At 35.8% G+C, this 18,975-nt stretch carries 19 protein-coding genes and 1 tRNA gene; 7 read left to right on the forward strand and 13 right to left on the reverse strand.

Features of this window, described 5'->3' with window-relative positions:
* Window positions 1–2: 2 nt before the first annotated feature.
* The 6 genes from TAGGR_RS07160 to TAGGR_RS07185 all read right to left on the reverse strand — a co-directional run bounded on the left by TAGGR_RS07160 (window position 3) and on the right by TAGGR_RS07185 (window position 5,048).
* The gene (locus tag TAGGR_RS07160; RefSeq protein WP_059176685.1) at window positions 3–644 is read right to left on the reverse strand and encodes a 50S ribosomal protein L25; all 642 of its coding nucleotides are present in this window, start codon (window positions 642–644) and stop codon (window positions 3–5) included.
* A gap of 15 nt (window positions 645–659) precedes the next feature.
* Window positions 660–1,604 (reverse strand): ribose-phosphate pyrophosphokinase, encoded by a 945-nt coding sequence (locus tag TAGGR_RS07165; RefSeq protein WP_059176686.1) that lies wholly within the window; start codon window positions 1,602–1,604, stop codon window positions 660–662.
* 48 nt (window positions 1,605–1,652) lie between these two features.
* Window positions 1,653–1,724: transfer RNA gene (locus TAGGR_RS07170), tRNA-Gln, on the reverse strand.
* A gap of 7 nt (window positions 1,725–1,731) precedes the next feature.
* A complete protein-coding gene (gene ispE, locus TAGGR_RS07175) occupies window positions 1,732–2,577 on the reverse strand; it encodes a 4-(cytidine 5'-diphospho)-2-C-methyl-D-erythritol kinase (RefSeq protein WP_059176687.1) in 846 nt (281 codons plus the stop codon).
* A complete protein-coding gene (locus TAGGR_RS07180; protein WP_059176688.1) occupies window positions 2,577–4,244 on the reverse strand; it encodes a tetratricopeptide repeat protein in 1,668 nt (555 codons plus the stop codon). Before TAGGR_RS07180 ends, ispE begins: the two co-directional genes overlap by 1 nt.
* 261 nt (window positions 4,245–4,505) lie before the next feature.
* Window positions 4,506–5,048 (reverse strand): ferredoxin domain-containing protein, encoded by a 543-nt coding sequence (locus TAGGR_RS07185; RefSeq protein ID WP_059176689.1) that lies wholly within the window; start codon window positions 5,046–5,048, stop codon window positions 4,506–4,508.
* A 57-nt stretch (window positions 5,049–5,105) separates the two neighbouring features.
* On the opposite strand from TAGGR_RS07185, the gene uvrA reads away from it, so the two are divergent.
* Complete coding sequence (gene uvrA / locus TAGGR_RS07190; RefSeq protein ID WP_059176690.1) at window positions 5,106–7,853, forward strand: excinuclease ABC subunit UvrA; 2,748 nt, start codon at window positions 5,106–5,108, stop codon at window positions 7,851–7,853.
* Here uvrA and TAGGR_RS07195 read toward each other — a convergent pair.
* From TAGGR_RS07195 to TAGGR_RS07220, 6 genes are read right to left on the reverse strand one after another with little or no spacing between them, the layout of a single operon-like run.
* The gene (locus tag TAGGR_RS07195) at window positions 7,842–8,960 is read right to left on the reverse strand and encodes a baeRF10 domain-containing protein (RefSeq protein ID WP_059176691.1); all 1,119 of its coding nucleotides are present in this window, start codon (window positions 8,958–8,960) and stop codon (window positions 7,842–7,844) included. The two genes, uvrA and TAGGR_RS07195, sit on opposite strands and share 12 nt — an antisense overlap.
* Window positions 8,953–10,026 carry an AI-2E family transporter gene (locus tag TAGGR_RS07200; RefSeq protein ID WP_059176692.1) on the reverse strand — a complete coding sequence of 358 codons (1,074 nt, stop codon included), beginning with the start codon at window positions 10,024–10,026 and terminating at the stop codon, window positions 8,953–8,955. The genes TAGGR_RS07195 and TAGGR_RS07200 overlap by 8 nt, the downstream gene beginning before the upstream one ends.
* A 3-nt stretch (window positions 10,027–10,029) precedes the next feature.
* A complete protein-coding gene (locus TAGGR_RS07205) occupies window positions 10,030–10,671 on the reverse strand; it encodes a gamma-glutamyl-gamma-aminobutyrate hydrolase family protein (protein ID WP_059176693.1) in 642 nt (213 codons plus the stop codon).
* Window positions 10,668–12,221 (reverse strand): N-acyl-D-amino-acid deacylase family protein, encoded by a 1,554-nt coding sequence (locus TAGGR_RS07210; RefSeq protein ID WP_059176694.1) that lies wholly within the window; start codon window positions 12,219–12,221, stop codon window positions 10,668–10,670. The genes TAGGR_RS07205 and TAGGR_RS07210 overlap by 4 nt, the downstream gene beginning before the upstream one ends.
* Window positions 12,222–13,430 carry an N-acetylmuramoyl-L-alanine amidase gene (locus TAGGR_RS07215; RefSeq protein ID WP_059176695.1) on the reverse strand — a complete coding sequence of 403 codons (1,209 nt, stop codon included), beginning with the start codon at window positions 13,428–13,430 and terminating at the stop codon, window positions 12,222–12,224.
* A gap of 4 nt (window positions 13,431–13,434) precedes the next feature.
* Window positions 13,435–13,659 (reverse strand): NifU family protein, encoded by a 225-nt coding sequence (locus tag TAGGR_RS07220; protein WP_059176696.1) that lies wholly within the window; start codon window positions 13,657–13,659, stop codon window positions 13,435–13,437.
* Between the two features lie 149 nt (window positions 13,660–13,808).
* Between TAGGR_RS07220 and TAGGR_RS07225 the strand changes: the two genes are divergently transcribed.
* The 6 genes from TAGGR_RS07225 (at window position 13,809) to TAGGR_RS07250 (ending at window position 18,842) form a co-directional block, all read left to right on the forward strand.
* The gene (locus tag TAGGR_RS07225) at window positions 13,809–14,669 is read left to right on the forward strand and encodes a hypothetical protein (RefSeq protein WP_059176697.1); all 861 of its coding nucleotides are present in this window, start codon (window positions 13,809–13,811) and stop codon (window positions 14,667–14,669) included.
* A gap of 140 nt (window positions 14,670–14,809) precedes the next feature.
* Window positions 14,810–16,411: a flagellin N-terminal helical domain-containing protein gene (locus TAGGR_RS07230; RefSeq protein ID WP_059176698.1), complete on the forward strand. Its 1,602-nt coding sequence runs from the start codon at window positions 14,810–14,812 to the stop codon at window positions 16,409–16,411.
* A 55-nt stretch (window positions 16,412–16,466) separates the two neighbouring features.
* Window positions 16,467–16,859 carry a flagellar protein FlaG gene (locus tag TAGGR_RS07235; RefSeq protein ID WP_059176699.1) on the forward strand — a complete coding sequence of 131 codons (393 nt, stop codon included), beginning with the start codon at window positions 16,467–16,469 and terminating at the stop codon, window positions 16,857–16,859.
* The gene (gene fliD / locus TAGGR_RS07240; protein WP_059176700.1) at window positions 16,860–18,188 is read left to right on the forward strand and encodes a flagellar filament capping protein FliD; all 1,329 of its coding nucleotides are present in this window, start codon (window positions 16,860–16,862) and stop codon (window positions 18,186–18,188) included.
* A complete protein-coding gene (gene fliS / locus TAGGR_RS07245) occupies window positions 18,185–18,610 on the forward strand; it encodes a flagellar export chaperone FliS (protein WP_059176701.1) in 426 nt (141 codons plus the stop codon). The genes fliD and fliS overlap by 4 nt, the downstream gene beginning before the upstream one ends.
* Window positions 18,576–18,842, forward strand: coding sequence for a hypothetical protein (locus TAGGR_RS07250; RefSeq protein ID WP_153000496.1), 267 nt, complete (start codon window positions 18,576–18,578; stop codon window positions 18,840–18,842). Before fliS ends, TAGGR_RS07250 begins: the two co-directional genes overlap by 35 nt.
* 5 nt (window positions 18,843–18,847) lie before the next feature.
* On the opposite strand, the gene TAGGR_RS11230 is transcribed toward TAGGR_RS07250, so the two are convergent.
* Entirely contained in the window at window positions 18,848–18,961 is a 114-nt protein-coding gene (locus tag TAGGR_RS11230) for a hypothetical protein (protein ID WP_439950936.1), read from the reverse strand.
* Between the last annotated feature and the right edge of the window lie 14 nt (window positions 18,962–18,975).

The raw sequence follows: 18,975 nt of genomic DNA on the forward strand, positions 1-18,975 counted from the left end.
GTCTATTCTTCTTCCTCTTTTTCAGCCTTCTTGCCTTTCTTTATTACCTCAGGTTCAGGTGTTTCTTCTACAGGTGCTGCCTCTACTTCTTCCTCTTCAACAGTAACTGTAGCAATAACTTCATCTGGATCTGATATAACTTTTATTCCTTCCTCAAACTTTATATCTCTAACATGGATTGAATCTCCAACTTCTAATTGAGAAACATCTACTTCAATATGACCTGGAATCTTTTCAGGGATTGCCTCAATTTCAATTTCTGAAATTCCATGCTGTAGCACTCCATTGTCCTGCTTAACTCCTATTGGCTCACCAATAAGAATGACAGGAACAGTAACTCTGATTTTTTCAGTAGCACTTACTTCAAGAAAATCTACATGCAAAAGCTTTCCACTTACCGGATCAACCTGATAATCCTGAAGCACTGCCTGTTTTTCTTCTCCATTCAGTTTAAGAGTTACAAATAGTTTTTCCTTCGTGGCAATATTCATAAAAGGGAGAAGTTCCTTTGCTGTTATCTGGATTGGAATAGAATACCCCCCTCTGTACATAACACAGGGGATTATACCTTTATTCCTCAGTTGTCTTGCTACTCCCTTTCCTGTTTTTTCTCTTTTTTCTGCATTTAGAACGAACTTTTCCATAGCTCTTCCTCCTTTTTATATGAATAATGAACTTATAGAAGTTTCTTCATGTATTCTTTTAATTGCTTCACCTAAAAGATATGCAACAGTAAGAACTTTTATTTTAGGACATTTTTCCTTTTTATCATGAAGTGGAATAGTATCTGTAACTATAACCTCTTCAAGCACTGAGTTATTAATTCTCTCAATAGCAGGACCTGAAAGAACAGCATGAGTGCATGCAGCAAAAACCCTTTTTGCTCCTTTTTCCTTTAATGCATCTGCAGCCTGAACAAGTGTTCCACCAGTGTCAATCATGTCATCAATTATCAGAACATCTCTATCTCTAACATCTCCTATAACATGCATTACCTTTGAAACATTTGGTGCGTCCCGCCTTTTATCTATTATTGCTAAAGGTGCATCTATTTTTTTAGCAAATGCCCTTGCTCTCTCTGTGCCACCTGCATCAGGAGAGACAACAGTAATGTTATCTAAAAGATTGCTTTTCCTTAAATAATCAAGAATTACTGGAGTAGCTAAAAGATGATCAACAGGAATATCAAAAAATCCCTGAATCTGACCTGCGTGTAAATCAATTGAGAGCACTCTATTTGCTCCTGCAACTGTAATAAGGTTTGCAACAAGCTTTGCTGATATGGGAACTCTTGGCTGAACTTTTCTGTCCTGCCTTGCATATCCATAGTAGGGAATCACTGCAGTAATTCTTCCAGCAGAAGCTCTTTTCAATGCATCAATGATTAAAAGTAACTCCATGAGATTATGATTTACAGGTGTGCAGGTAGGCTGAATAACAAAGGCGTCAGAGCCTCTAACATTTTCTTTGATTTGAACCATTATTTCGCCATCACTGAATGTGCTAACAACTGTTTCAGTTAAAGGAATTTGTAAATAATCGCTAACTTTTTTTGCAAGTTCAGGATTTGCATTTCCTGTTATCAACTTGATACCATCAGGCATTCCAAACTCCTTAAAAATAAAATTACCCTCTTTCTGAGGGTTGTTTTACTGGGGAGGCAGGATTCGAACCTGCGAATGGCGGATCCAAAATCCGCTGCCTTGCCGCTTGGCGACTCCCCAAAATTAATCAACAAAGGGTCTGAACCACCCTCGCCCAGTATTTTTCAAAGTTTTTCAAAGCCCTATCAGCATCCTCTTTATCTTCAAATACTCCAAATACAGTAGAGCCACTTCCACTCATCAGAGTTTTTTTAGCACCAGATTCAATTAATCTTCTTTTAATCTTATCTATTTCAGGATACTTTTCTAAAACACTCTTTTCCAGATCGTTCCATAAATTTAAACTGCTAACATTCCCACAACAGAGCTGATTGTATAACTGCCAAATATTATTATTTATTTTTTCATACTCTGTTGTCAATTGAGTTTGTAGATTTAAGGATTCATAAGCCCACTTTGTTGAAATGCTGAAATCTGGTTTGACAATTAACAAAGTATAAGATTTTTGAATCTGTAAGGGTTTAATTATATCACCTCTACCTTCAACAATAGCTATTGGAAGATAGAAGAAAAAGGGTATATCACTGCCAATTGAACTTCCTATTTCATGCATGGTTTTTGTATCAAGATTAAGTTGCCACAGTTCATTTAGAGCTCTTAAAGTAGTAGCAGCATCAGAGCTTCCACCACCAAGACCAGCACCAATAGGTATTTCTTTTTTAATAACAACACGCACACCTTTTTTAATTCCCGTATATTTTTGCAAAGCTTTGATTGCTTTGTATACTAAGTTTTTTTCTTTTTTTATGGGCATGTTAATTTCAATTTCAACTTTTTCTGATGGTTCAAAACTCAGGGTATCATACAAATCTATGGCATGCATCAATGTGATAATATCATGGTAGCCATCATCTCTTTTTTTTAAAACTGAAAGTGTCCAGTTTATTTTAGCAAAGGCTTTATAGGTGAACATTATTTAATCAGAGGTTCAATTTCTTTTATCTTTTTCTCTACCCTTTCTTTTAGACCTGGTTCTTTTTCATGATATTTCAAAGACTCCTGCCAACTCTCAAAAGCTTTCTTAAAATCTCCGAGTTCTTTATAGACATCTCCAAGATGTTCAAGAATTACAGGGTCATCTTTTACATATTTTGTCGCATCAAGAAGATACTTTAAAGCATTTTTCTTATCACCCAGCTTAAAATAAACCCATCCAAGACTGTCAAGATAATAACCATTAGTTGGTTTAAGCTGCACTGCCTTTTCTATTAGAGACTTTGCTTCTTCAAGATTAATGCCTCTATCAGCCCAGCTATAACCAAGATAGTTAAGAGCTTCTGCATGGTCAGGTTTTAAAGAGATAGTTTTTCTCATCAATTTCTCAGTTTCATCAAATTTACCAAGCTTATCAAAAACTACTCCTGCTACAAAATTCACATCAGGATTATCAGGAAACTTTGTGAGAGCTTTTTCAATATAGTCCTTTGCCTTCTGATAATCTTTTAAATCCATAGCAGTTTCTGTAGCATAAATGTAAATCTCAGCTATATCTTCGGCAAACTGCAGAATTTCATCATAAATATTTAATGCTTCAGTGAGTTTTTTCTGTTTTAAATAAACCGTAGCAAGATTTAAAAAAGCATTGACCTGTTTTGGATTTATTGAAATAATCTGCTTTAATATCTGTTCTGCCTCATTAAACTTTCCTGTTTCAATGTAGATTAAGGATAGATAATACATGAGATTCATGTCCTTTGGATTTTTTCTTAATAGGTATTCAAGCTCCTCAATAGCTTTATCATACTGTTTGGTCTGAAAATAAAGAAGAGCAAGCTTTTCATGAATCTGTTCAACCTCTGATTTCTGCTCTTTCAGGGTTTCAAGCTCTTTTATTGCCTCTCCGTATGATTTCTGTGAAAGATATAAATTTATCAAACGCTCTCTTGCAAAGAGATTTTCAGGATTAAGTTCCAATGCTTTTTTAAAATATTTCTCAGCTTCTTTAAAGTTTCCTGCAAGCTCTTCAACTGCTCCTAAATTTGTATACGCTGGCTCATAATCAGGATTAATCCCGACAATTGCCTTAAAACTATTTCGTGCTGATTGAAGATCCTTCTTTTCAATATAAATTACACCAATAAAATGTAAAGCCATGATATTTTCAGGGTCTTCTTCTAATATCTTTTTAAATGTTTCAATGGCTTTGTCATACATGCCAGTGCGAAGGTATAGATTTCCTATTTTTGAGAGTATTTCAACTTTTTTAGGTGATTGTTTGAGAACCTTTTCATATACTTCAATAGCTTCATTAATTTTCTGCTCTTTTACATAAATTAAAGCAAGAACCTGTAGGGCATCTCTATTTTCAGGTTCTTCCTTTAATACATCATTGATATAGCTTTTTGCTGTTTCAATATCGTCAATTTTCAAGTATGTATCAGCTAAAAGCACTTTAATAAATTTTGATGAAGGATCATCCTGCAATGCTTCTTTGTAAAATGTAATCGCTCTGTTTAGATCTCCATTTATGCTGGAATAGTATCCAGCTATGAAATTAAAGTATGACTGCTCATCATCAGCAGTTGCTGAAAAAGGTATAAAAAAAAGAAAGATGAAAGCAAAAACTAAAATGTAACGCATAAAATATTATGGCATAACAGGAGAGAATAAAAAAAGGGGGAGAAGTCCTCCCCCTTTTAAAAGACTTAGCAGGAACCTTTGCATTTGCAGGTAGGCATTGCCTTTCCTGATACTTTCTTAATCATCTGAGCACCTCCCTTTCATAGGGATTTAAACCTCTTCATGAGGTTTATTAGAGCTTCATGCTCTAACTAAATTATATCAATTTAAGAAAAAATATCCAAGAGAGAATTTCAAGTTCCTTACTACTTGCCTAAAAGCTTAGATGGGTTTTCTGTCAAAGAAAATATTTTTTCCCTTTACACTTAAGGGAATGCCAAGTATAATCTGGGCATCCATAAGTCCAAGTTTTCTTGCAGCAACACCTACTGAGTACATTACTCTGTTGTCAACTCCCAGTTCTTTAGCAACTGAAACAAGAGAACCCACTGCAATACCCAGATCAATTGCCCTAATTGTACAGACAGGTCCTGCATACTCAATTTCATGGGTCTTCTGCTTAAGAATCGTATTACAGTCATAACCGCAGGTACCACAATTTACTCCAACAGGTTTTTTAAAGTTCAAGCCAATAAGTATTAGTCCTTCAGCATCCCGCACATTCTGAGCATCTCTTTTAAAGAATTTATGAGTTTCCTTTTCGCCAAGCTTTTCCATCTCTCTGGCAATTGCTTCCTTTTCTTCAGGAGTAACAATTCCAGTAACAATTTCATCTTCTCCCTTTGCTTTAGGTGCTGTTCTTGCTGAGATGAGCATAAGCTTTGCCACTATTTCAATTACTTCTTTCTCTGGATTAAGCTCCATCGATAAACCTCCTTAAAAAGATTGATTTAATATTTTATCATACAGTTAGAATAAAGGATGCACAATAAGCCAGAACAGGACTTTCTAATAATAAAAGGAGCAAGGCAGAATAATTTACAAAACATAGACCTGATTATTCCTCACAATAAGTTAACAGTAATCACCGGGATCTCAGGTTCAGGAAAATCATCTCTTGCCTTTGACACAATTTATGCTGAAGGACAGTGGCGCTTCATTGAGTGTATGTCAAGTTATGCAAGAGTATTCATTGAAAAACTTCCAAGACCTGATGTAGATTTAATTGACAATCTCAGACCGACAATAGCTCTTGAACAGAGGAATCCTGTTAAAGGTTCAAGAGCAACTGTCGGAACTCATACTGAAATTTATGATTACCTGAGAATAATTTTCTCAAAGATTGCAAAACCCATATGTCCAAAATGCAACTTAGAGATAAAAGAATGGAATCCTTCCAAGATTGCTCAGGAACTTTTAGAAAAATATTCTGGTAAAAGAGCTTTCATAGTTTTTGAAAGTGAAGAACCTTCAGAAAAACTTATTCAATTAGGTTTTTCAAGAGTTTTAACATACGAAAACAGTAATGCAGTAGTAAAAGAACTTTCAGAGTTTAAGGAAAAAGAAAAATTGGTAATAGCTGACAGGCTTCGTATTGGAGATATTTCAAGAGTTAATGATTCAGTAGAGATAGCTTTCAAAATGGGTAATGTCAAAGTTTATATTGTTGAAGACAATATTTTGCTTAATTTTCCTGCTGAGCCAGTATGTCAGATTTGTGGGATAAAAACTCCCGAATCTTCTCCAATGCTTTTTTCTTTCAATCATCCACAGGGAGCATGTCCAGAATGTAAGGGATTTGGTTATATACTTAAGTATGATGAAAGTTTTATTATTCCTGATAAAGAACTCTCTCTTTCAGAAGGAGCCATTGAAATATGGGAAAGACCATCACTAAGATGGTGGAAACAGCAACTTCTTAAAGGAGCAAAGCTTTCAGGAATAAATGTAAATATTCCTTACAAAAAATTACCTGAAGAGCATAAAAAACTCATATTTACAGGAAATCAGTATTTCTATGGAATTAATGATTTTCTTGAAGAACTTGAGAGAAAAAGATACAAAGTCCATGTGAGAGTTTTCCTCTCAAAGATAAGAAAGCCTTCTTTGTGTCCTTTGTGTAAAGGAAAACGATTAAGACAAGAAGCATTGATGTTCAAAATAAATGGCTTGGATATTGGTGATTTAAACTTTATGTCAGTAAAGGAACTTCAAAAATGGATTGATTCACTGAAACTTTCCGAGGAACAAGCCAAAATTGCCGAAGAACCTCTAAAACAAATCTCTGAAAAACTTAGTTTTCTTCAAAGAGTAGGACTTGGTTATTTAACTCTTGACAGACAGATTAAAACTCTCTCTGGTGGAGAGTATCAAAGACTTAATATATCAAATCAGCTTGCCAATAAGCTTACAGCCACTCTTTATGTTCTTGATGAACCAACAGTTGGACTTCATCCAAGAGATACAGACAGAATTGTCAAAGTTATGAAAGAGCTCACAGATTATGGAAACACTGTTGTAGTTGTAGAACATGACAGGGATGTAATTAAACAGGCAGACTGGATAGTAGAACTCGGTCCTGGAGGTGGTATCTCAGGTGGAAGAATTATTTATTCAGGTGAGATGAAAAATTTTTTACAGATGAATACGCCTACTTCAAACTATCTTAAAGAAAAAAATGAGCATTCAGTAAGCAAACCTTCCCGAATTTACAAAGAATTCATAACATTAAAAAATGCAAGGGGGCATAATCTTAAAAACATCACAGTCCATTTTCCAATGAATGCTCTCACAGTGGTAACAGGTATTTCAGGTTCAGGTAAAAGTTCTCTTGTTGTTGATACATTTTACAGAGCAGTAGCAAATCAGCTCGGTATGTCCAATGAAGAACCTCTACCCTATGATGAGATTGAAGGAGTAAAAAATATTAAAACAATAAAGCTTATTGATCAGTCTCCAATTGGTAAAACACCAAAATCCATGCCTGTTACCTATCTCGGTCTTTATGGTAAAATTAGAGATATCTTTGCCGCTCAAAAGGATGCCAAAGTAAGAGGATTGTCAGCAGGTGCTTTTTCTGTAAACAGTCCAGAAGGTCAATGCCCGACCTGTAAAGGTGAAGGTTTTATAAGAGTTCAGATGTATTTTTTTGAAGATCTATTCTTGCCCTGTGAAGACTGTGAAGGGAAGAGATTTAAAAAAGAAGTTCTGGAAGTAAAATACAAGGATAAAAACATCCATGAAGTATTATCAATGAGCTTTGATGAAGCATATGATTTTTTTTACGATGAATTTGCATTAAGAGAAAAAATTAATATTGTAAGAGAATTGGGACTTGGTTATCTAAGATTGGGTCAACCAGCAACAACTCTTTCTGGTGGCGAAGCACAGAGAATCAAAATCTGCGAAGAGATTCTCAATTCAGTTACAGCCAAAAAATCAAATCTTAAGGGCTTTATTTACATTCTTGATGAACCTACTGTGGGACTTCACTATGAAGATGTAAAAAAATTTCTTAATATTGTTAAGAAACTAATTGATAAATCAGCAACAGTAATCATAATTGAACACAATCTTCAGGTAATAGCAGAGGCTCAATGGATCATTGATCTTGGTCCAGAAGGTGGTGATGAAGGAGGCTACCTTGTCTATGAAGGTAACCTCCTCGATTTTCTTAAAATCAATAAATCCTATACGGCAAAATATCTAAAAGAATACTTAAAATCTTAAAAAAGCACCAATACCGCCATATTCGATAAGTCTCTGTCTGTCTTTCTCATCCTTTACTACCTCAACTAAAGCAGACTGCTCAATTGCCATCTCCGTTGCCTTCTCCATTAGATTATTAGCCTTCATTACACAACTTCCACACTCCATACAGCATTCTACTGGTTGAGTCGTGGCAAATCCGCAGCTTTCACAGACAAAACCATCTATGGTATAATCCTTCGCTATAACAAGTTTCATAACTCTTTTGTCTCTTAAATACTTCAAAGTATCATCAATGCCTGTTACAGAGTTTTCATTTTTTAAAGCCCTATTAATAAGTTCAGAAACAGTTTCTTTTTCCTTAGATTTTTCGTACCCTTCAATGATTGGAAGAACCTTTTCTAAAACCTCTTCTTTTGAAGCATGTTTTTCAATATTTGTCCTTCCTATTATCTTCATCTTTATTTCCTCAGGAAACATATCCATCAAATGGGAAATAGCCTCATCAGGACCGGCAACAATAAGTCTTCTTATGTCTCTGTCTTTTAGAAAATCTCCGAATTTGTCAATTACATCCTTTAAGTGCATTTTTACATGATAATCAATATGTCTTTCATATCTTTTTTCTGCAAGTGCAAACCAGCCACCTTTTTTATGTTTTCCGGGAACATCTTCATGTTCAATCATTCCGTACTCTTCAATATCACCGAGAAACACCATGAATACTCTTGCTGTCCGTTTATCAACAAGAAGAACTCCATATTTCTGATAATTATCAAGTAAATCAAAGAGTGGATTTGTATAAGGGGTTTTATCTACAACTAAATTGTCTTTAAGTTCCACATTTAAATCATATCTTACCCACAAATCTTTTTTGCTACAGCTATAGATAACAAGAGACTTTTTAAAGGACTCTCTTTCACTTTGAAGGAATTTTTCTATTTTTTCAATATCTTCTTTGCAGGCATTCTGATCTTTCTCTGGTAAGGCTTTTACAAGATTTTTAAACTTTGAAAGATAAGCTTGCTTTTTTCTTTCCTGTGGAGAAACATTAAGAAAAAGACTCAAAACAAAAGCATCATCAAATTTAACTTTTTCAAGACTCTCTAAATCCTTTCTTTCAAACATGTTCTGCACCTCCTATAAAGTTTTTAAGAATCTCGAGAAATGAGACAAAAAGGCTGAAAACAAGAGGACCAATTATGAATCCAATAAGTCCAAAAAGTTTAATCCCTCCAAGAACAGAGAGAAATATGAAGATAAGAGGCAAGTTTACTCTACCTTTTATTATTAACGGTTTCAGAATATTGTCAATCATGCTTATTATCAATGTTCCCACCAAAGCAAGGATTATTCCTTTCAAAATAAAACCCTTTGCCAGCAGATAAATAGAAGCAGGTCCCCAAACAGCAAATGCTCCTAAAACAGGAATAAATGATGCAACAGCAGTTGCAAATCCCCACAGTGTTGCCGATGGAATATCAAGAAAGTAAAAAGTTATTCCAAGGATTGTTCCCTGAAGCATTGCTATCAGGATACCACCGTAAAAGGTCGTATAAATTATGTTTTTAATCTGCTTTCTTATGGAAACCTTATCTGCCTCTGCAAAAGGTAAAAACTCACCAATTTTTTTTACAAATTGATCTCCGTCCTTCAAGAAGAAGAAAGCAATAAAAAAGGTAAGTATCAAATTTATAAAGAAACCCATAACATTACTAAATCCATGAGCAACTTTTAGAGCTCCCTCTTTAAGTAGTCCACTTATTTCATTTTTGATCATGTCTTCAAGTGATTTGATGTCTCCTCCTGTAATAAAACTCAGCTTTTCAAGAATCTTTATGGTTACTGAATTTGTTAATAATTCCTCTATCAGCTCTGGAAGATTAACTCCTTTTATAAGTTCTCCTGCCTCAAGAATAATCTGATAGGAAATATATATGAATGGCAAAAGAAAGAGTATTATCACCAAAATTATCGTTACTAAAGCTGTTAATCCTCTGTATTTAAAAAATCTCTTTAAATACTCAAAAACAGGATAAAAAACCAATGCAATAACTATAGCCCAGCCAATTGAAGCAAAAAAAGATTTAAGTATCTGAAAATTAAGATAGCCAAGAATACCGATAAAAAGTAACAAAATCCAAACATAAAAGTTTCTTTCAAGTGTGAGTCTGTATTTTCTTGAAGGGCTCATATTCTATTTTATCTTTTTTGCAAAACTCTGCCAAATGCTCAGGGATGCTTCAGAGAAATCTCTTTCAGGATGCCACTGAACTCCAACAAAAAATGGATGTCCTTTAAGATAAAATCCTTCAACAACTCCATCACCTGCCATACAGAATATCTCAAGCCCTCTTCCGAGACTTTTAACTGCCTGATGATGGGAACTGTTCACCACATAAACATCTTTTTTAATTAAAAAATCATCAACTACCTTTATTTCATGACTTCCCTTTGTGTGATCAATTTCTGTTTCTATGTTTTGATAAAGCGTTCCCTGAAAAAAGACATTCATAAGTTGCATTCCATAGCATATTCCTAAAACAGGCTTTTCTTTTTGGATAAAAATCTCAATAAGTTTCATCTCTGCCAGAACCCTTTCATCAGGCACAAGTTTTTTACAGGCAGTGTTTCTCTCTCCATAAAACTCAGGATTTATATCTCCGCCACCAGAAATTATCAGTCCCGAAATTTCATCAATACTTTCAATAACTTTTTCTGTAATATCAGGTGAGATAATAAGAGGAAAAAATCCGAGTTTGGCAATGCTCTCTATATAATCCCTGTTTAAAAAAATCTTTTTATTTTCAACGCTACATGTAATTCCAATGAACTTCATAACAGAACTCTTCCATTTCTTTTTCCTGTAAGTGAGCCCTCAGAGACAGTAACTTCTCCATTTACAATAACATATTTAATTCCTTTTGAGGGTATGAAAGGATTTTCAAATGAAGCTTTATCTTCAATCTCGGCAGGATCAAAAATAACAATATCTGCAAAGTATCCCTCTTTTATAACTCCTCTTTTTTCTATTCTGAAAGTCTTTGCAGGTAAGGAAGTAATTTTTCTTATTGCCTCTTCAAGGCTTATTATCTTTCTTTCAAGCACATATCTTCTTATGAACCTCGGAAAACTTCCAAAGCCTCGTGGATGGGGTTTGCCCTTTGCAGTAATTCCTGATGAGCATCTTGCAGAGGAATCTGTTCCTATCATCACATAGGGCTTGGAAAGAATTTTTTCAAGGTTTTCCTCGGTCATTCCAAAGTATATTGCTCCAACCTGAAGATTTGAACGAATCAATAAATCACATATAAAATCAGAAGCATTCTCAAGGCTGACAAATTCTCCAACTCTTTTGCCTTCAAGTTTTTTATCGCCTTCAAAAACCACATCAGAAATTACGATGCTATTTAAAAACTCTATTCCTCTTTGTTTTAGATATCTCTTGATTGCAAGCCTTACGCCTCTGTCTTTCAGCCTTTCTGTGATATCCTCTCTGCTTCCTTCAACTATCCATGAAGGAAGAAAAGCATCAAGGTCTGTCTGGGAAGCTATGTATGGATACCTGTCCGCTGTTATCTTTATTCCCTGATTTTGTGCTTCCTCTATAGCTTCAAAAACTGAGCTGAGCTTCCACCAGTTTTCCCTGCCTGATGTCTTCAGATGAGATATGTGAACAGGAATTCCTGCTTTCATTCCAATTAAAATTGTTTCTTCCACTGCACTTAAAAGCCTTTCACCTTCACTTCGCATGTGAGTAGCATAAATTCCTTTAAAGGGTTTTAAAGTCCTTGCAAGTTCAATGATTTCCTCTGTATCAGCAAAAATTCCTGGCGGATATATCAATCCTGTTGAAAGACCCTTTACGCCGAAGGCAAGATGCTCCTTAAGTAGTTCTTTCATCTTCTTTATATCATCTTTTTCTGCTTTCACATTTTTATAGCCAATAATAGAACCTCTAAGATTTCCATGACCCAGAAGTGTGGCAAAGTTAATAGCAGGCTTGACTTTTTTCAATAGCTCAACATATTCCTTAAAACTACTCCACGGCTTAAGTCCAAGCTGATTTATTTCAGGAAGTCTTCTTTCAAAAACCTCACCAAGTATTGGAAAAGCTGATACTCCGCAGTTACCATTTATTTCAGTAGTGATACCCTGAGTAATCTTTCCCTCTGCTTTAGGGTCTGCAAGAGTTGTAAAATCCGAGTGTGAGTGGGTATCAATAAAACCTGGGGTAAGAATTAATCCATTGGCTTTTATTACTCTCCTGGCAGAGTACTTTTCCCTGCCAATATAGACTATTTTGTCTTTTTTTATTCCAATGTTGGCTTCAAACGGAGGGTTTCCAACTCCATTGAAAATTAAAGCCTTTTCTATGAATAGATCCATCTAAAATGTCCTTTTTTTATTCTGTCCACTTAACCTTGATTTTGAAGAGGTATGCTTTGTGTATTTTACTTTTTTAATGTTGTCTGTATGCAAAAAGTAGTTTTTTATTCCTTCAACAACTGCCTTAGCTATCTCCATTCTGTAAGAGTCAGTACTCAGGAGTCTTTCTTCCTCTGGATTGCTGATATATGATACTTCAAGAAGGCATGAAGGCATCTGAGCTCCTACCAGAACATAGAAAAGAGCTCCCTTTACTCCATTGTCATGTCTTGAAAAGGCAGATTTTAAACTTTCAGTCATTGAATTATGTACATATCCTGCAAGTTTGACTGAACTGTCTCTCTTTGCCTCTCTTTCTAATGATGCAAGCATAAATCCAAGTTCACCCTTTAACTGTTTCATTTTTTTTACAGAAATTGCGTTTTCTCTTGCTGCAACTCTTATAGCTTCTTCGTCATCAGTCCAGTTTAAAATATATGTTTCTATCCCACGAGCATAAAGGTTAGGAGCAGCGTTTGCATGAATAGAGATGAAAAGGTCAGCCTGAACTTTGTTTGCAATCTCAGTTCTTTCATTAAGCGGGATGAAAATATCTTTGTCTCGGGTAAGAATTATCTCAAAGGAAGGGTCTTTTTTCAGGAGGTCTTTAACTTTCAGGGCGATATCAAGGACAACATCTTTTTCCATTAAACCTGATGGTCCGACTGCACCGGGGTCTTTCCCTCCATGTCCTGGATCAATAACAATCTTTCTCTTTAGAGTGATCTTTGACTCTCTATCATTCAGTATTTTTGATGACTTACTGCTTCCCTTTTGATAAATGTCAATAACAATTCTGAACGGGTCTTCAAGTTGAATAACTTTAAATTCATAGTCAGTTCCTTTTAGGTCAAAAACAACTCTTACAGTATTTGCATCAAACTGACCAATGCGTATTCTGCTTACAATAGGGTTGTTTACTAAATACTCCTTTTTTAGCTCTCTGTTTAAAAAAGCGTTCTTTATGTCAAAAAAAAGTCTTTCAGGATTTTTAAGCTCACCTTTTACAAACTCAACAAATCCTGTTGTTTCAACTACTACCCTGAAGCTTTCAGAAACTTCGTAATATCTGATGTCTTTAACCTGAGCTTTTTCTTCTGCTATAGCAGAAGAGGTAATCAGATTCAGTATAACCAAAAAATTAAATAAAAATAGCAAAAATCTTAACATTACATTAGACAGCTACAACTTCTTTAACCTCAGGGATTTCGCTTTTCAGTGTCTTTTCAACCCAGTTTTTTAGAGTAAGAGTTGCCATAGGACATGTTCCGCAGGCCCCTTTTAACTTTACATAAATTACATCATCTTTAATATCAACAAGATCAATATTACCACCGTCTGCCATAAGACCTACTCTTATTTTGCCAAGAACCTGTTCAACCTTTGCTCTGTCAATCATGCCATCCTCCTCTTATATTTTTTAAAATAATTATACATTATTTGAGCAACATTTTCTCAATCGGTTTGTATTTTTTAATAGATATTACATCAGTTGACATCTGCATTTTATTTTGATAATCTAAGATTAATAAAAAGCGGGAGGGAGTCATGCAAACCGTTGAAGAGAGAGTCTCCAGACTTGAAAAGCTTCTTGAAGACTTCATAATTAGTGTGGGAATAGAGTTTAACAAGCTATACAACTCTCAGATGAGAACAGAGGCTGAGCTTCGAGAATTTAAGGAAGAGATGAGAAAATTCAGGGAGGAATCTGAGAGGGACAGAAAAGCTCTACATGAGGAAATGAGGGAGTTTAAAGAAGAGATGAGAAAATTCAGGGAGGAATCTGAGAGGGACAGAAAAGCTCTACATGAGGAAATGAGGGAGTTTAAAGAAGAGATGAGAAAATTTAGGGAGGAATCTGAAAGGGATAGAAAAGCTCTACATGAGGAAATGAGGGAGTTTAAAGAAGAGATGAGAGAATTCAAAGAAGAAATGAAAGAATTTAAGAGAAGACAGGAAGAAGAAAATAAACGTAAAAACAAAGAGTGGAGCGAGCTTGCAAAAAAAATGGGAACTCTATATGAAGACCTCATAGCACCTGCAATAAGACCGGTGCTCAAAAAATACTTTAACTGTGAGGTTATTCTTGAAGGACAGAGAATGTTCAGAAGGAAAGATGGAGAGGACTATGAGGTAGATGCCATAGCTGCCTGTGAAGATAAGGTATTTATGATAGAGGTTAGAGCAACTCCTCGCATCAACTATGTTGATGAAATAAAAGAGAAGGCTCAGAGATTTTTTGAGTTCTTTCCTGAATTCAAAGGAAAGAAACTTCACATAATCCTGGGTAGCATAACTTTCCCTGAAAATATAATCAAATACTCAAGCAAACAGGGCATATATGTTATGGGATGGAGAGAGTGGGAGTACATGGATATCTTGAATTTTGAGGAAGTGAAAGAAGTTTAATCATCTACTAAACTTTTTTTTAGATCCCCCGATATATTAAATTAAGACAGCAGGGTGGAAAGGAGGTGAAGAAGAAAAATTCACCCTTGACTGTCGGGATGCAGGAGGCATCCAAAACAAAAAACATGGAGGTTTGAACCATGGCATTAAGAATTAACTTCAATGCAGAAGCAACAGTGACACACACAGCCCTTTTAAGAAACGAAAGGGCAATGAACAAATCCCTCTTAAGAATCTCTACAGGTCAGAGAATTCTCTCAGCAGCAGATGATGCAGCAGGTCTCTTTATTGCAGACCAGCTTGCTGTTGTTGCAGCAGCTCTTGACCAGGGTAACAGAAACATTCAGACTGGTATAAGTGCTCTTCAGATTGCCGAGTCAAATGTTGGTCAGATTTTTGAGAAACTTCAGACAATTTACACAAAAGCACAGTCTGCAGCAAATGACATCAATGACCCGAATGCCCGTGCAGCATTACAGAGAGATATTTCGAATCTTGTCGATGCTATTCAGAAGATAGGAACTGATACTGAGTACAACGGAATCAAACTTCTTGATGGAACATTTGCAAACAAGGTAATCCATTATGGAGCAAGAGCAGACCAGACAATTACAGTTGGAATAAACTCTGTAAAAGCCGATTCTCTTGGCGCATATATGGTTACAGGAACATATACAACTAATTCAGCTACTGCTAGTGCTAGCCAAACAACTGTTAATAACGGATATACAGCCACTTCTGGTGCTGTAACAGGAGCTTTCCTCTGGAGTACTGGTGATACTGCAAAAGTTGCTGGCATTGATGTCTCAAATGGTTTATCTTTTGCAGTTGATGCAAAAACAATTGCAGACAATATAAACAGTTCCACAACCCTTCAGAATGCAGGAATCTCAGCAAGAGCAGTTAATCAAAGTATAGCAGCAGCAGGTTGGACAGATATACAAGCTGGAACAGGTCAGAGCGTTACAATTAAATTTTTTGTAGGCTCAGCCTCCTCTGCTCCTATTACAGTCAATGTTTCTGCGGGAGAAACTCTTACACTCTCACAACTTGTATCAAAGATAAATAGTCAGGCTTCAGCAAACAACACAAAGATTACAGCAAGGGCAGAAAACAATAGGCTGGTTCTTACAACAGAGGGTCAAACAATTGGATTGGAAGTATCTGTCTCAGCCGACGTACCAAGTTCGGGTACCAGTATTATCTCAGTTGATATGGCTCAATTCCTTGGTCTTAATGCAACTGGCAAAACTGTCTCTGCAACAAATACCACTGCCGGAACAGCAACTGCATCAGCTACAGGTTCTGCAATTCAGGTCGGCAAACTCGTAATAATGGGCACAGATTCATATAACTATGACTTTACAGGGATTACGGGCTCAGGAAGTGGACTCGGAATATCAAATGCCACAGGAACTTCAGAATTTAAAAACCTTTATTCCCTTGATGTTACAACAAATGAAAATGCTGAGCTTGCTCTTGATATTGTAAAGACAGCCATACAGCGTGTTGATAAAATCCGTACCCAGATTGGTTCTGTTATCAACAACCTTCAGGCAATATGGGATGGGCAGAAGACATCCTATGACAACACAAAAGAAGCTGAAAACGTCATTCGTAACACAGACTTTGCAGCTGAGATGAGCACATTTATAACAATGCAGATAAGAATGCAGTCTGGTGTGGCAATGCTTGCTCAGGCAAATGCTTTACCACAGCTTGTGCTTCAGCTTTTGAGATAATGAATTCGGGGAGGAGAAATCCTCCCCATTTTAACTCTTAGTAAGGAGTTAACTGATGAAACTGGATGGAATTGAAAGAGAACAGATAATCATAAATCCATACAGAAAATTAGAGGTGAACTTCACAAATTCACAGGATAATATTCAAATCCAGACGGGTGTTAACAGAAAGGAACAACTCAATGACTCAAACCTAATTCAAAATGCTCAGAAAAATACAATATCTCAGGAAGAACTTAACAAACTCATGGAAGAACTAAGGCACAAGTTCAGCATGCTTGAAAAGTATTTGCAGATAGATATAGACCAGCAACTTCAAATACCAATTTCAAAAATTATTGATATGAGAACAGAAGAGGTGATAAGACAGATTCCGCCTGATTGGATTGTTGAAATCCTCAGAAGGATGGAAGAACTAAGAGGAGTTTTATACTCCAAGGAGGTTTAAATGGCAGACCTTTATATTTCAGGTCTTACAGGAACATTTGATTCAGGTCAAATGATAGATAAACTTTTACAGGTAAAACAGCAACCCATTACAGTACTAACTCAGAAAAAAGCATTACTTCAGGCAAAGGTAACAAGCCTTAACAATCTTTATGGTGCACTCAGTAGCTTACAGAGTTTTTTCAACGACCTTGACATAAATAGCATTTTTTCAACCAAGAAAGCAACATCTTCAGATACATCAGTATTAGAGGCAACTGCCACATCAGATACTCCAAATCTCTCAATGAACATAACAGTAAACAAACTTTCACAGACAGAGATGAGAGCTACCTCGTCTGGTTTAAGCTCATTGACAAGTACATTTTCATCATCAGGCACTTTAACTCTCAAATACTGGAAAAACAACTCAGATTTTGAAACCTTTAACATAAACTACTCAGCAGGGCAAACTCTAAATGATCTTGTGAATAACATAAATTCAAGCCAGAACAAAATCAAAGCATCTGTTTACTATACAGGAACAGACTATAGATTGCTCCTAACCGAATCAGATACAGCAAACTCATCAAAAGAAACAGATACAGCAACTTCCTCTTATGTTATTGAGGCAAGCGGTATGCCTGCAGAACTTGGAGAACTTGATACGCCAATTCAGAATGCACAGAATGCTTCAATAACAATAGGAAATTCCACAACACCTGTGACAAGTCCGACAAACACATTTTCAGAATTGCTTACAGGACTCAATGTAACAGTTAAAAAAACAGGTTCTACCACATTAACAGTTAGTGAAGACAACTCAAAGGTCTCAAGTACTCTTAACAACTTTGTATCAAACTATAACAATGTCATATCCTTAGTAAACTCAATGTCAGGTAAGGGAGCTCAGTTTCAGGGTGATAGCACCATCACTACGATAAAAACAGGTTTTATAAGGCTTCTAAATCCGCTTGTTAACGCTGGTTTAATCAACTACTCTGATAAAGACGGAACAATTTCAATAAACAACGATGCACTTCAGTCTTTACAATCATCAAATCCTGATAAGTTGAAGGAAATTCTTACAACACTCAAAGACTCTTTCAGTAACTCACTAAACAACTGGACATCTACCATAAAGCTATATAGTAATACAGGTGATTCACAGATTAATTTGATCAATCAGAAAATTTCATCAATGCAGGAGTATCTTGCAAAGTATGAAGAAAGACTAAGAAGAGAGTATGCCCAGCTTGAGTCTTTCATATCCCAGACGAATCAAATAAGTTCAAGAATACAGGACTTTATGACAACACTTTCAGAAATGACCAAGGGAGGTAACAAATGACCTATGTAGATGCATATCTGCAGAGCAAAGTGATGGGAGCTGATGCTCTTGAGCTCATAACAATGCTTTATGATAAAGCAATTGTTTCTCTTAATATTGCCAAAGATGCAATAATTAAAGGAGTTGATGACCCGGAACTTGTGAAGAAAAAGGTTACTGAGCTAAGCAGGGCAACAGACATAGTGTATTATCTCAATGATATTCTTGACAGACAGAGAGGTGGGCAGATTGCGGAGAATTTAAGCACAATCTATAACATACTCGCAGAAGAACTGGTAAGGGCAAATCTTTTTAACGATGTTGAAACAATCTCAAAGTGCATAGAGATTTTAGAAAACCTTAAGTCAGCATGGGAAGATGTAAAAAAACAAATAAGAGAGAACCAAAATGAGCCAACAAAAGCCGTTGCTGGATCAATCTAAAATAAGGGTAATTTTAAATAAAGCCCAATTTGCTCTCAAAGAAGACCGTTATGACGAAGCTCTGCAAGCTTTGAGTGAGATAGAGATTGAAGACATGAGAAAACTTCACTATGAAGAACTTCATGCAATTGGAAAACTTATCATATATTTAAAAGAGCTTGCCGAAGAAAAAAAATTGGGCATAGTTGAAAAACTCAGGATGATTCAGGCAAGCAAGGAATATTTAGAATAAAAGCATCATGCTCTGTCACAGGAGCGTCTCGATATCATATCCCATGTCTCTTCATCAATTTCATTAAGATATTCGGAAACTTTAAACTCTGCTCCGCACTCACTACAGCGGAGCTCTATTCTCGTTCAGTAGA

This window comes from Thermodesulfovibrio aggregans, from assembly GCF_001514535.1.
Taxonomy (GTDB): Bacteria; Nitrospirota; Thermodesulfovibrionia; order Thermodesulfovibrionales; family Thermodesulfovibrionaceae; genus Thermodesulfovibrio; species Thermodesulfovibrio aggregans.

Bases quoted from the DNA above. Each gene is read 5' to 3' on its own strand.
- TAGGR_RS07165 (WP_059176686.1), bottom strand. From the start codon at position 1,604: ATGCCTGATGGTATCAAGTTGATAACAGGAAATGCAAATCCTGAACTT.
- TAGGR_RS07225 (WP_059176697.1), top strand. From the start codon at position 13,809: ATGCAAACCGTTGAAGAGAGAGTCTCCAGACTTGAAAAGCTTCTTGAA.
- ispE (WP_059176687.1), bottom strand. From the start codon at position 2,577: ATGTTCACCTATAAAGCCTTTGCTAAAATAAACTGGACACTTTCAGTT.
- TAGGR_RS07180 (WP_059176688.1), bottom strand. From the start codon at position 4,244: ATGCGTTACATTTTAGTTTTTGCTTTCATCTTTCTTTTTTTTATACCT.
- TAGGR_RS07200 (WP_059176692.1), bottom strand. From the start codon at position 10,026: ATGAGCCCTTCAAGAAAATACAGACTCACACTTGAAAGAAACTTTTAT.
- TAGGR_RS07205 (WP_059176693.1), bottom strand. From the start codon at position 10,671: ATGAAGTTCATTGGAATTACATGTAGCGTTGAAAATAAAAAGATTTTT.
- TAGGR_RS07230 (WP_059176698.1), top strand. From the start codon at position 14,810: ATGGCATTAAGAATTAACTTCAATGCAGAAGCAACAGTGACACACACA.
- TAGGR_RS07160 (WP_059176685.1), bottom strand. From the start codon at position 644: ATGGAAAAGTTCGTTCTAAATGCAGAAAAAAGAGAAAAAACAGGAAAG.
- TAGGR_RS07235 (WP_059176699.1), top strand. From the start codon at position 16,467: ATGAAACTGGATGGAATTGAAAGAGAACAGATAATCATAAATCCATAC.
- TAGGR_RS07215 (WP_059176695.1), bottom strand. From the start codon at position 13,430: ATGTTAAGATTTTTGCTATTTTTATTTAATTTTTTGGTTATACTGAAT.
- fliS (WP_059176701.1), top strand. From the start codon at position 18,185: ATGACCTATGTAGATGCATATCTGCAGAGCAAAGTGATGGGAGCTGAT.
- TAGGR_RS07250 (WP_153000496.1), top strand. From the start codon at position 18,576: ATGAGCCAACAAAAGCCGTTGCTGGATCAATCTAAAATAAGGGTAATT.
- uvrA (WP_059176690.1), top strand. From the start codon at position 5,106: ATGCACAATAAGCCAGAACAGGACTTTCTAATAATAAAAGGAGCAAGG.
- TAGGR_RS07220 (WP_059176696.1), bottom strand. From the start codon at position 13,659: ATGATTGACAGAGCAAAGGTTGAACAGGTTCTTGGCAAAATAAGAGTA.
- TAGGR_RS07210 (WP_059176694.1), bottom strand. From the start codon at position 12,221: ATGGATCTATTCATAGAAAAGGCTTTAATTTTCAATGGAGTTGGAAAC.
- TAGGR_RS07185 (WP_059176689.1), bottom strand. From the start codon at position 5,048: ATGGAGCTTAATCCAGAGAAAGAAGTAATTGAAATAGTGGCAAAGCTT.
- TAGGR_RS07195 (WP_059176691.1), bottom strand. From the start codon at position 8,960: ATGTTTGAAAGAAAGGATTTAGAGAGTCTTGAAAAAGTTAAATTTGAT.
- fliD (WP_059176700.1), top strand. From the start codon at position 16,860: ATGGCAGACCTTTATATTTCAGGTCTTACAGGAACATTTGATTCAGGT.